This window comes from Kamptonema sp. PCC 6506 (genome assembly GCF_000180455.1).
Taxonomy (GTDB): domain Bacteria; phylum Cyanobacteriota; class Cyanobacteriia; order Cyanobacteriales; family Microcoleaceae; genus Kamptonema; species Kamptonema formosum.
Map to the genome: position 1 here is coordinate 1 of NZ_CACA01000182.1, position 12399 is coordinate 12399.

Here is a 12399-nt window from a genome sequence, read left to right on the forward strand (position 1 = left end):
TATTTTCCTAAGAGAGATTCAAAGGTGGCCTGCAAAGACTTGATATCAGCAACTCGTGCCACTAATAGGTTTTCGCTGCCGGCATCCTGTAATCTACACTTCCAATAGTGGATGCTTTCTGAGTTTTCCATCCAGAAGCTAATCACTGCTTCTACTACTCGATCGCCATCCCAGCCGCGAGTAGGAGAAACTGTTTCTACTGATTGCACAAAGGCATCTAGGGTACATTTACGGTTTGCCAAGTATTCTACACCAGTGCTGGGAGATTCCGCTAGGATTTTTTGCTGTTGATTAAAGAAGGATAAAATCGGAGAGACACCCAATATTTCAAATGTGTAGTTCATGCCATCCTCCAAAAGTATTAAAATTGAAAGAGCGTAATTTTTAACTCGCTTACTTTATTAATAGCAAATTTGAGCTAGTATAATTGTTACATCGCTTACATTAGCCCTGTTCAATCTGTAATAAAAATTTTTATGACAGGAGCTTAAGCCTTATGTGTCAAGGGTTTCAGGCAATTTACAGCGTGCTAAATATTGGCGAGTTTACCTTCGGAGAATCGGGCGATAGCGTTAGCACTCTAGCAGTAAGAGTGCTAATTAAAACGATCGCGGCGAGTTCGCAAATGGAGGACTGGCGGATAGTAAAGATACTGTCTCAAGCCGTATCTACAGATCGACAATTTTAATTTCATCCAGAGATGCGATCGCGACATCCGCTTTTTCCAAATGGCTAGCCTTCGCTTTCCCCCAACAAATCCCAATACAACCCGCTGCGCCTGCATTTTTACCCATCTCAATATCGCCGCCGGAATCTCCCACCATCAAAGTTGCTGCGGGTTCTACGCCGAGTTTCTCGCAAGCTTGCAGAAATAACGCCGGATCGGGTTTATTAAGGTTAGCTGAATCCACCCCCATTTTTAGCTGAATGTAATCGCCGAGTTGATGGCGTTCCACAAATGCTATTACTGTTTCAGTGGTGGCTGCTGAAAGAATTCCCTGTTTTAAACCCGCTTCGGAAAGATATTTTAGGACTTCCAAACTGCCGACAAATAAAGGCGAAGGTGCTGTATTTTTTAACATTTGGTCGGCTTCATCAAAGGCACGATGAGCAATGGTTAAAGATTCTAACCAACTGCGGCCGGTTTCGGCAATGTAGCCAGCAGCTACTATTTCATTTTCTCGCCGACTGCCGACCGCCATTAAGCCTGTGGGGTCGATTTTATCGCCGTTGATGCCGAAGGCCATCAGTAAGGGTTCGCCAATACCGGGAATTTGCGCGTCTGCGAGGCGCGATCGTTTTAACCCCAGATTTCTCAAAAATTCCTGCGAATCTTCGAGCGTACCGTCTTTATCAAAAATGATGGCTTGGATATTGGGAAAAGTAATTCCCCGACACTTAATATTTACCAATTTAGTAAACTCCTATGTTTTGTTAGTTGTTGGTTGTTGGTTGTTAGTTGTTTTACGTAACGCCGCCTTCTAGGCGGTAAAGATACCGCCTAGAAGGCGGCGTTACGGATTTTTTGCGTAATTCCTGTTCGCTTTACTCACAATGACAGAGCGTAAGTAATTTGCCGGAGACAATATTAGCTATTGGCTGTTAACAGTTAAAAGTTAACAGTTAACAGTTAACAATTTATGGAAATAGTTACAAAAAAAGAGGGTATTTCCCTCTTTTTATAAGAAAGATTGGGATATTAATCTTCCGTTGCTGGGGGAATTTCTTCCTCTGGAATCTCCGCCACTATCTCTTCAGTTGCGGCTGGAATTTCTGCGGCTATCTCCTCCATCGCTGGCGGAATATCGTCTATTTCCTCAGTTGCTGAGGGAATATCGTCTGGAATGTCGTCTAGTTCATCAGTCGCGGCTGGGACTTCTACGGGAATCTCAATAGCAGCTTTTGCTTGCTTTTGAGCTAACATTTTCTCGCGGAATTTAGCGGCCATTTCCTCAGCTTTTTCATAAACCAGGTCGCGATTTTTGACCATTGCTCCTGGTTCAGGCTCTAACTGCTTCGTGGAGAGGGAAATCCGACCCCGTTCTGCGTCTAAGTCAATGATCATGACTTTCACTTCATCATTGACATTGAACACGCTATGAGGCGTATCGATGTGGTCGTGGGAAATTTCGGAGATGTGTAGCAAACCGCTGACACCGCCGATGTCGATGAATGCACCGTAAGGTTTGATTCCGCGAACTGTACCGATGACGACTTCGCCAACTTCGAGGCGATTCATCTTCCGCTCTACTAGCGCTCGGCGGTGGCTCAAAACGAGGCGATTACGGTCTTCATCTACTTCTAGGAATTTTAATGGCAGTTCTTCTGCGACTAATTCTTCCTTGGGTTTGCGGGTGCTGATGTGAGAACCGGGGATGAAACCGCGCAACCCTTCAATTCTTACTAATGCACCGCCGCGATTGGTTGCAAAAACTTGCGATCGCACTGTTGCATCTTCTGCTTGGAGTTGCCTTACTCTTTCCCAGGCTCGCATATATTCTATGCGCCGAATTGACAGTGTGAGTTGACCGTCTTCATTTTCATCGGTGAGGATGAAAAATTCTCTGGTTTCGTTCGACTGCAATACCTCTTCTGGAGCTTCTACCCGATTGATTGACATTTCCTGAATGGGAATGTAAGCGGCGGTTTTAGCGCCGATATCAATCAGGGCTCCTCTGGGTTCTATACTGAACACCGTACCTGCTACTATATCGCCAGGGCTGAAGTGATAGTCATATTTATCTAATAGGGCTGCAAAATCTTCGTGAGTAAAGCCCACTTCTTTGACTGCTGTTTTCTGATTGACCATGCGAATAGTTTCCTGGGATTTCTCTCCTTAGTTTTTTGTTCCTGTGGATGGATGCTGTAGATTTTAGGTAATAAGCTTTTAGCTTTTCTATCAATCTTTTGTAAAAGTTAGCGCTAGCCAACCATTACCGGGTGCAACCCCACACCCGCTACCATTATTATTACTCAAAACTTCAGGTTAGGAGTGTTAATTATAATCATGGGGCGGTAAGATAGTTTATTATAGCCTAACTATGCCCGTTTAAAACTATTTGTGGCGAGTTTAGTTGGGTGTCGCGCAGGATGGCTGAATTTCTAGCTCTCTGGACTCTGAGGGAGGTAACTCGCAAGTGGCGATCGCATTGGGATCGGTTTCTATTTCTAGATTAGTGTCGTGGTCGCTTTGCAGGCGATCGAGGGCTTCGACAAAATCTCGGATGCCTTGAAATTGGCGGTAAACTGAGGCAAATCGCACGTAAGCAACTTCACTCAAACGTCGTAACTGTTTGAGAACTAATTCACCAATATCTGAACTTGCTACTTCTCGGAGCGATCGCCCTTGCAGTTCTGATTCGATTTCATCGGCAATTTTTTCTACTTCTGCTGCGGTAATACCTGTTTTTTCACAAGCACGAATTATACCGCGCAGCAATTTAGATTTATCAAAGGACTCGCGTTTGCCATCGCGTTTAATTACTGTTATCGGCACAAATTCTATGCGTTCATAACTCGTAAATCGGTGTTGACAGTTCAAGCATTCGCGGCGGCGGCGAATGCTTTTACCGGATTCGGCCGATCGCGACTCCAGAACGCGGCTGTTTGGATCGTGGCATAAGGGACAACGCATAACTACTGATTTTTACAGGTTTCTAAAATAGATGGCAATTCATCTCGGCCCCAGGTTGAGCGAGATGAATTGCGGGACTTGTATATATTGCTCAGCAGTGAGGGCTGAGAACTGTTGGATAGTAAAAGCTCGGAGGGAGCTAGTTACTTACCAATCCGAGGGGGTTGGCGAAAGGCGATCGCAAAAAAGAGTACACCGATCGCCAAAGACAAAATCAAAATGTAAGCAACGCTTTCCATATCCTAGTTTTTCCTTAATCTTCCAGTTCTATGTAAGTTTATCCCAATTGGGGAAACCATTACTAGCTGTGCAATGCACTATCCAGACTATATATTATTTTGACACTCTCAAAGGAAGAAGGAAGAAGGAAGAAGGAAGAAGGAAGAAGGAAGAGGGCAAAAGACCGATCCAGCCAGCTTTCTGTTATAGGTTTAATTAGGTGGATTTACTTACTGAGGCGATCGATAATCAAAGCATCTGTTAATTGGATGCGATCGCGATCGATAGAGCGCACGCAATAGCAGCCTCGCAATGCTCACCGCCGTTTCAACCCCAATACGCTCAGAAAAAAGCTAGAGAAAATTACCTGCAAACCTACAGTCAGACAAGCGATCGAGGGAATTACCAAGCGTAAAGTTTTGGAAGGGTCTAAAGGGCCAAAGGAAGTCTCACCCCAAATGGTAAAGGATAAGATCGAGCCGGTTATTCCTATCAACATTAGTAGGCTTCCTACTATCAATCCCACTTCCAGACTGATGTAGCGCAATAGTTTCTTAATTTGCGGATCTTCAGGTAGCAACTTCTCGCTGATAGCGAAGACTTTGGTAAATAAAGCGAAACTAACAGCTTGAAAGCCGACAATAATCGCGATCGCGGCATAAAGCAGAGTGTGTACGTCAAAGCTGACACGCCCCACTAATCTCGTAGCAGGTAACAGCCACACTCCCACCGCTAAACCCACAAATATTAACAACAAACCGGGATACAGAAACAACCACCGAGGGCTGTAGAGTAGCAAAAATCGCAAGTGTCGCCACCCGTCTCGCCAAGTTCGCAAGTGGGGCGGGCGACTGCGGCCATCTGGGGACAAGGTGGTGGGGACTTCCGCGATTCGCAGTTGGTTGAGAGAGGCTTTAACAATCATTTCACTGGCAAATTCCATCCCCGTTGTTTGTAAATCCAGTTGCAAGATTGCATCTCTCCTGAAGCCGCGTAGCCCGCAGTGAAAGTCACCGCAAGGACTTGCGAATAACAGCCGCCCCACCCACGTCAGCACGGGATTCCCTAAATATCTGTGTAATTTTGGCATTGCTCCCGGTTTCACGCCACCTTGGAAGCGGTTTCCCATTACCAAGTCGTAGCCCTCTCGCAATTTTTTCACAAAAGGGCCAAGGTTGGAGAAGTCGTAGCTATCGTCAGCGTCACCCATAATGATATAAGTTCCGCGTGCGGCTACGATCCCGCCCATGAGAGCGCTGCCATATCCTTTGGCTGCAACGGGAATTACTCTGGCTCCCAGACGAGTTGCGATCGCCTGGGAACCATCAGTGCTACCGTTGTCTGCTACGATCGCTTCACCAACAATATTGAGTTCCCGCAATGACCGCTGTGCTTTCTTGATACAGGCTTCTAAAGTTTCCGCCTCATTCAAGCAGGGCATTAGTATGGATAATTCCAGAGAGTATTCCTCGCTTGCGTTTGCGTGTTCTACCATGTTTTTGTTATAATTTTACCCAGTCTGGGCAATATTTATTTTAACTGCCTGTAAGTTTAAAAGGTCAGGGATCGAGAAAGTATAGAAATATTGAGTGCGGCTGTTGGGTGAAAGTTTTTTGAACTATTATGACAGTATACTATAGGTTACTTTACTAATGACTCGAAGCGTTTTTCTAGTTTTGCTTGCTGCTATCCTTTGCGGTGTTCTGGGTCAATTTAGCCTTAAAGGTGCAGCTAATATTTTGGGGCCGATTGGTGCAGCGAATTTAGTGGAAAAAGCCATAGCAATGGCAAGTCAGCCTTTAATCTGGGTTGGTTTAATTTTATATGGATTGGGTGCTTTTGGTTTTATTGTCGTGCTATCTCGCGCCAACATTAGCATCGTCTCGCCTTTACTCTCAATTAGTTACATTTGTGTAGTTTTGGGCGGTAAAATTATATTTAATGAGCCTTTGCCACCATTGCGATTGGTAGGTGTAGCTTTAATTATGACCGGAGTAGTTTTTGTCCTTAATAGTTCGCCTAGTAGTTCTGGTGGTTAAGAAATCGGGTTTCTGCGATAATTTAAGCATCCTACCGAAGATTTAGGTAAGAAACCCGGTTTCTGTTCTTCAAACTGATTAAATGTTATCATAAAATCACTTCAGAGCAGAAGGAACTCACAATGCAAACCCAAGAAAGACCAACCATCGAAAACAAGCCACAGACTGAGAAACGCTACTACACGCCAGAGGAATATCTAGCTTTAGAAGAAGCCGCGCTCGACAAAAGTGAATACCATGATGGGGAGATCGTACCAATGCCAGGCGGAACAACCAACCACAACAAACTCGCGGGGAACTTTTACAAAAAATTTCCCTTGACTGTAAATAGTCAAAATTACGAGATATTTATCAATGATGTGCGCCTGTGGATACCCCTAACTCGCCGCTACGTCTATCCCGATATCATGGTGATTCAAGGAGAACCAGTCTATCAAGAAAATAACAAAACAATTGTGACAAATCCTATGGTAATCGTCGAGGTTTTATCCAATTCAACCAAAGACTATGACCGAGGTGGTAAATTTCTCGCCTATCGCTCAATACCTGAATTTCGAGAATACATTTTAATAGACCAATATAGCTATCACGTAGAACAATTTGCTAAAAATTCTAATAGCAAATGGGAATTAACAGAATATGATTCAGAAGAATCTGTATTAACCCTAGAATCCGTAGAATTTCAAATGCCATTGAAGGAAATTTACGAGCGAATTAATTTTGAAATTGAAGACGACGAAGTAAACCAGCCAACAAGTGAAATTCAAGAATAATATCAATTTGGATTAATTGGTAGTCTGAGAAACCGGGTTTCTGCGAGAATTATTGCACCATCACGAAGAATTGGGTAAGAAACCCGGTTTCTGAGCCCCCACAAACCTACTTAAATTTACCCACCAATGATCGCCCTCGAAACTGAACGCAACTGGAAACCGATCGTCAAAGAATTTGAAACCGTACTCGGCAAAAACGGCGTAGTCCAGCGTCGCGAAGAATTGCTAGTCTACGAATGTGACGGACTCACCAGCTACCGCCAACGACCCGCGCTAGTTGTATTACCGAAAACTACAGAGGAAGTAGCAGCAGCGGTAAAAATATGCGATCGCCACTCCATCCCCTGGGTAGCTAGAGGCGCGGGAACCGGTCTTTCTGGCGGCGCTTTACCCGTCGAAAACTGCGTATTAATTGTCACCGCCTTAATGCGAAAAATCCTGAAAATAGACTTAGAAAATCAGCTAGTCGTCGTACAACCAGGAGTAATTAATAACTGGGTAACGCAAGCAGTAAGCGGTGCTGGTTTCTATTACGCCCCCGATCCTTCCAGTCAAATTATCTGCTCAATTGGTGGTAATGTTGCCGAAAATTCTGGAGGCGTTCACTGTTTGAAATACGGAGTGACAGTTAATCACGTTTTAGGCTTAAAATTAGTCTTACCTGATGGTTCAATCGTTGATGTCGGCGGACAAATACCAGAGATGCCCGGTTATGATTTAACAGGTATATTTGTGGGTTCCGAAGGTACTCTCGGAATTGCCACCGAAGTTACTTTGAGAATTCTTAAAACACCAGAATCAATTTGCGTTCTCCTAGCAGATTTTACCAGCATGGAAGCAGCAGGAGCATCGGTTTCAGATATTATCAGTGCTGGGATTATTCCCGGCGGTATGGAAATCATGGATAACATCAGCATTAATGCTGTAGAAGATGTTGTCGCCACTGGCTGTTATCCCCGCGATGCTGCTTCTATTCTATTAGTAGAAGTAGATGGTTTAGAGGTAGAAGTAGCAGCGAATAAACAAAGGATTGCTGAGATTTGTCTGAAAAATGGAGCGCGGAACATCACTAGCGCAAATGACTTGGAAACGAGGTTAAAAATTTGGAAAGGACGAAAAGCCGCTTTTGCCGCTGCGGGCCATTTAAGTCCTGATTATTACGTGCAAGACGGCGTAATTCCCCGCACCCAAATGGCTTATGTCTTGAAAGAGATTGAGTTACTAAGCGAGAAATTTGGCTATCGCATTGCTAATGTATTTCACGCGGGAGATGGAAATCTTCACCCATTAATTCTTTATGATAATGCTATTGAAGGGGCGTTAGAAAAGGTCGAAGAATTGGGCGGTGAAATTCTGAAACTTTGCGTGAAAGTGGGGGGAAGTCTTTCGGGAGAACACGGCATTGGCGCTGATAAGAAGTGTTATATGCCGGAGATGTTTAATGAGGTAGATTTGGAGACAATGCAGTGGGTGCGTCAGGTATTTAATTCGCAAGGTTTGGCAAATCCGGGGAAGATGTTTCCTACGCCTCGTACTTGCGGGGAAGCGGCAAATGCTAAGGTTGAAAGTGTGAAGAAATTGGAGGGAGTAGACTTGTTTTAATCGTGGGGTGGGGTGCTTAAACTGGGCGGTTGAAACCGCGTCTATACAAACAAAACCCGCCTACGCGGGTTGAATTCTTATTAGTCCGGGTAGGCGGACTTCGTTTGTGTAGCCGCGAATTCTATTCGCCAGACTTTAAGTAGACATTGTATTTGATTTGTACCCTCTAGCAATGTAAATTTTAATTATTAAAGAGGTCATTGTCTACGCTAATGCCAAATTGGAAGCTTAATAATAAACTCCGTACCTTGACCAATTTCGGAAACACAATTAAGTTCGCCTCTATGTCTTTCAGCAACAATTTGATAGCTGATTGACAAACCCATTCCCGTACCTTTACCTACTGGTTTGGTCGTAAAAAAAGTGTCAAATATCCGTTGCTTTACCTCTTCTTTCATCCCTGGCCCATTGTCGCCAATTTTGATTTGTACATAATCCGCATCTACCACAGAGCTGCTAATCTTAATCTTACTAGGATTGTCGCGAATTTCTTGGGGACTGCGCCCTCTATTACTATCCTCTAAAGCATCAATTGCATTGCCGAGAATATTCATAAATACTTGATTAATCGGCGCTGCATAACATTCCACAGCAGGCAAGTCTCCGTACTCTTTGACAATCTGAATCGCCTGAGTGCTTCCCGTAGCTTTCATACGGTGATTAAGAATTAGTAAAGTGCTGTCAATTCCTTCGTGAAGGTTAACAGCTTTGATCTCCGATTCGTCGTGTCGCGAGAAATTCCGCAGCGACGCAACAATCTGGCAAATGCGGTCAACTCCTACATTCATTGAAGATAGTATTTGAGTTAAATCTTCCATTAGAAAGTCAAGTTCTATTTCCTCCATTCGCTTTTGAATTTCCTCGACAGGATGAGGATAGTGCTGCTGATAAAGCTTGACCAAATCCAGCAATTCTTGAGTGTAATTATCTAGGTGATTGAGATTGCCATTAATGAAGCTAACCGGGTTGTTAATTTCGTGAGCAACTCCTGCAACTAGCAATCCCAAACTGGACATTTTTTCACTCTGTACGAGTTGGGAATGAGTTTGTTGTAGTTGCTTAAGAGCTAATTCTAATTTTGCCGCTTGTTCTCTACTACGTGCTTCGGAAATCTGCAAGGCTTCTTCTGCTTCTTTATGTTTGGTTACATCCATCTGTATGCCGATGAAATGAGTTAATTTGCCCTTGCGATCGCGCACCGGAGAAATCGCTAATTGATTCCAAAAAGTTGTCCCGTCTTTGCGATAATTCTTTAAAACCACCGTGCATTCAGTCTGATTATGTAAAGCCTCGCGGATTTGATTTATCGCTTCAGGATCGGTATCATTTCCCTGCAATAATCTACAGTTATGCCCGATAATTTCCTCGTGTGAATACCCAGTCATTTTTGCAAAAGCAGGATTACAATAAATATTAGCTAGGTTGGGGGTTGTCGCGTCGGCAATCACAATTCCAGTGCTAGCTGCTGCCATCGCACGACTGTAAAGCCACAGCATTTCCTCTGTGCGTTTGCGATCGGTAATGTTGCGTAGTGTGGCCAAATAAGCCATTTCTCCTTCCCATTCCGTCTCCACTACCCGCATTTCTACTACTGTATTTTCTTTGTCCTTGCAGATCGCTTCTACTTCTGTTTGTACCACCCGGATGCCTGCTGCATCTCTCTGTCGAACTTGATGAATAATATCTGTATTCATCTCCAGATCGCAGGCAGAACCTTCTACTATCAAAGAACCAAAAAAATCTTTCCCTAACAGATCCTCATCCTTGCAGTTGAAAAGATATTCGGCTGATGGGTTGACAAAACATACCATCCCTTTTTTGTTAACAATAACGATGCTGTCGGCATTTTTAGCAATTACATTGTGAAAGCGGGCTTCACTAGCTTTCAGATCGCGCTTTAGCTTTTCGATTGCTAATTGCATCTGGTGCAATTCGCGCTGATGGGAAATATAAGAAAGTGGTAGGGGACTTTCTGAGATATCCTTACAGAAAGTATCGACCGACTCTTCACTAATTGCTTCATTACTAAGCTTTTTACCTGCCCCTTGCTTTAAACCGTTGATATTGCTAACATTACTTTCTGAGTTGCTATCAGGAACAAACATATTAAAAACTCCTAATAAAATCGATTACAATTTTTACGATCCAAAAATCATGAGCTGATTAGCTTCCTTTAACTTGGAGAATGGAGATTAGCACCTATACTAGCATATAATTATTTCTGAAAGATTAAGTTTTTATTAAACCTTGATTTTGGGTATCAAATAATAAATTCTTTTCGTAGCTTACTTAAGTAAGGCTAAGGCTAGTGATACTATTTCAATGAAAGTGAGTGTCCTAGTTCAAGTTATCATAAACATATTTTTTATAAATATGTGTTATGAAACACAGCACCTATAATGCAGCTAGCCATTCATGAAGGCAATCTCTGCTTAAAATATAACTTGTATCTTTGCGATCGGGATTTGAAACAATGACGCGTCTGGCACTGCTGAGTACATCTGATAAAACCGGGCTAATTGACTTAGCTCGCACTCTGGTAGAAGAATTTGGCTTTGATATCATTAGTAGTGGCGGGACAGCAAAAGCTCTAAAAGATGCTGGGTTGCCAGTCACAAAAGTTGCCGACTACACGGGTTCTCCAGAAATTTTGGGAGGACGAGTCAAAACGCTACATCCTCGCATTCACGGCGGCATTTTAGCGCGTCGAGATGTCCCCCAGGATCTAGCAGATTTGACTGAAAATAATATTCGTCCCATTGATTTAGTCGTAGTTAATCTGTATCCTTTCGAGCAAACAATTGCTAAGTCAGAAGTAACTTTATCTGAGGCAATTGAGCAGATTGATATTGGGGGGCCGGCGATGCTGCGAGCCTCAGCTAAAAATTACCCTCATTTGACCGTTTTATGCAATCCAGAGCAGTATCCTATTTATTTGCAAGAATTGCGGGAGCGCGGAGGAGAGGCTTCCTTAGATTTCCGGCAAAAATGTGCAATTGCAGCCTTTAATCATACTGCAAATTACGATCGCGCGATCGCATCTTATCTCACAAATCAATCCTCTCCAGAAGCCGATCGATCGTCTCTCGTACAACAGTTTACAATTGCTGGAACCCAGTTACAATCGCTCCGCTACGGCGAAAATCCCCATCAAGCGGCTGCTTGGTATCAAAGCGGAGGAAACCCTACTGGTTGGACGACCAGTACAATACTTCAAGGCAAAGAATTAAGCTACAATAATTTAGTGGATTTAGAGGCAGCTCGTAGGTTAATTGTAGAGTTTCCTGATACTCCAGCGGCGGCAATTCTTAAACATACCAATCCTTGCGGCGCTGCTATCGGCAATAGCCTCTCAGAAGCTTATCAAAAAGCTTTCGATGCTGACTCAATTTCAGCTTTTGGCGGGATTGTAGCTTTAAATCGTCCCATTGATGCGGCTACGGCTAAAGCATTAACTCAAACATTCTTAGAATGCGTGGTAGCGCCTGCTTGCGAACCAGCAGCTCAAGAAATCCTCAAAGGTAAGTCAAAAGTGCGGGTTTTGATTTTACCAGATTTGATTCAGGGGCCGCCCCAAACTGTTAAAGTAATAGCAGGTGGTTTGCTCGTACAAGACTCAGATAATGCCATAGAAGATGCTAGCCAATGGCGCGTTGTCACTGAGAAGCAACCCACACCGGAACAGTTAGAAGAACTGTTATTTGCGTGGAAAGTTGCCAAGCACGTTAAATCTAATGCTATTGTCGTGACGCGCGATCGCGCTACATTAGGTATTGGTGCAGGACAAATGAATCGTGTAGGATCGGTTAAAATTGCCTTAGAACAAGCCGCTTTGAAAGCCAAGGGTGCATTTTTAGCCAGTGACGGTTTCTTCCCCTTTGACGACTCAGTGCGAACTGCTGCTGCTGCTGGAATAGTTGCGATCGCACAACCAGGAGGTAGTATGCGCGACCAAGATTCCATCAACGCCGCCAACGAACTCGGACTGGTAATGGTTTTCACCGACGTTCGCCACTTTTTGCATTAATGTTAACAGTTAACGGTTAACAGTTAACTGTTAACCGTTAACTGCTACAGAATTCGCTGGTAATTTCTTCCTTCTTCCTTCTTCCTTCTTCCTTCTTCCTTCTTC

At 43.7% G+C, this 12399-nt stretch carries 12 protein-coding genes; 5 read left to right on the forward strand and 7 right to left on the reverse strand.

The window, feature by feature from the left end; all coding sequences use genetic code 11:
* Nucleotides 1-344: hypothetical protein (locus OSCI_RS09800; protein WP_019487240.1), on the reverse strand; the 344-nt coding region annotated here is incomplete at its 3' end.
* 152 nt (nucleotides 345-496) lie between these two features.
* On the opposite strand from OSCI_RS09800, the gene OSCI_RS09805 reads away from it, so the two are divergent.
* Entirely contained in the window at nucleotides 497-688 is a 192-nt protein-coding gene (locus tag OSCI_RS09805) for a hypothetical protein (protein ID WP_019487239.1), read from the forward strand.
* On the opposite strand, the gene OSCI_RS09810 is transcribed toward OSCI_RS09805, so the two are convergent.
* From OSCI_RS09810 to OSCI_RS09830, 5 genes are all read right to left on the reverse strand, one after another.
* On the reverse strand, nucleotides 669-1412 hold the full coding sequence (locus OSCI_RS09810) for an HAD family hydrolase (protein WP_007354779.1): 744 nt from the start codon (nucleotides 1410-1412) through the stop codon (nucleotides 669-671). The genes OSCI_RS09805 and OSCI_RS09810 overlap by 20 nt on opposite strands.
* 287 nt (nucleotides 1413-1699) lie before the next feature.
* Nucleotides 1700-2809, reverse strand: a complete 1110-nt coding sequence (locus OSCI_RS09815; protein ID WP_007354780.1) for a 30S ribosomal protein S1 — start codon at nucleotides 2807-2809, stop codon at nucleotides 1700-1702.
* 261 nt (nucleotides 2810-3070) lie between these two features.
* Nucleotides 3071-3634, reverse strand: a complete 564-nt coding sequence (gene nrdR, locus OSCI_RS09820) for a transcriptional regulator NrdR (RefSeq protein ID WP_007354781.1) — start codon at nucleotides 3632-3634, stop codon at nucleotides 3071-3073.
* Nucleotides 3635-3777: 143 nt separating this feature from the next.
* The gene (locus tag OSCI_RS09825; protein ID WP_019487237.1) at nucleotides 3778-3873 is read right to left on the reverse strand and encodes a photosystem II reaction center protein T; all 96 of its coding nucleotides are present in this window, start codon (nucleotides 3871-3873) and stop codon (nucleotides 3778-3780) included.
* A gap of 296 nt (nucleotides 3874-4169) precedes the next feature.
* Nucleotides 4170-5348 (reverse strand): glycosyltransferase family 2 protein, encoded by a 1179-nt coding sequence (locus tag OSCI_RS09830; protein WP_007354782.1) that lies wholly within the window; start codon nucleotides 5346-5348, stop codon nucleotides 4170-4172.
* A 157-nt stretch (nucleotides 5349-5505) separates the two neighbouring features.
* Between OSCI_RS09830 and OSCI_RS09835 the strand changes: the two genes are divergently transcribed.
* The 3 genes from OSCI_RS09835 (at nucleotide 5506) to glcD (ending at nucleotide 8267) form a co-directional block, all read left to right on the forward strand.
* On the forward strand, nucleotides 5506-5892 hold the full coding sequence (locus tag OSCI_RS09835; RefSeq protein WP_007354783.1) for a hypothetical protein: 387 nt from the start codon (nucleotides 5506-5508) through the stop codon (nucleotides 5890-5892).
* Nucleotides 5893-6014: 122 nt separating this feature from the next.
* A complete protein-coding gene (locus OSCI_RS09840; protein WP_007354784.1) occupies nucleotides 6015-6665 on the forward strand; it encodes a Uma2 family endonuclease in 651 nt (216 codons plus the stop codon).
* Between the two features lie 126 nt (nucleotides 6666-6791).
* A complete protein-coding gene (gene glcD / locus OSCI_RS09845) occupies nucleotides 6792-8267 on the forward strand; it encodes a glycolate oxidase subunit GlcD (protein WP_007354785.1) in 1476 nt (491 codons plus the stop codon).
* 209 nt (nucleotides 8268-8476) lie between these two features.
* Here glcD and OSCI_RS09850 read toward each other — a convergent pair whose 3' ends face one another.
* Nucleotides 8477-10372 (reverse strand): PAS domain S-box protein, encoded by a 1896-nt coding sequence (locus OSCI_RS09850; RefSeq protein ID WP_007354786.1) that lies wholly within the window; start codon nucleotides 10370-10372, stop codon nucleotides 8477-8479.
* Nucleotides 10373-10740: 368 nt separating this feature from the next.
* Here OSCI_RS09850 and purH point away from each other — a divergent pair, with 368 nt between their 5' ends.
* Nucleotides 10741-12294: a bifunctional phosphoribosylaminoimidazolecarboxamide formyltransferase/IMP cyclohydrolase gene (gene purH / locus OSCI_RS09855; RefSeq protein WP_007354787.1), complete on the forward strand. Its 1554-nt coding sequence runs from the start codon at nucleotides 10741-10743 to the stop codon at nucleotides 12292-12294.
* Nucleotides 12295-12399: the final 105 nt, after the last annotated feature.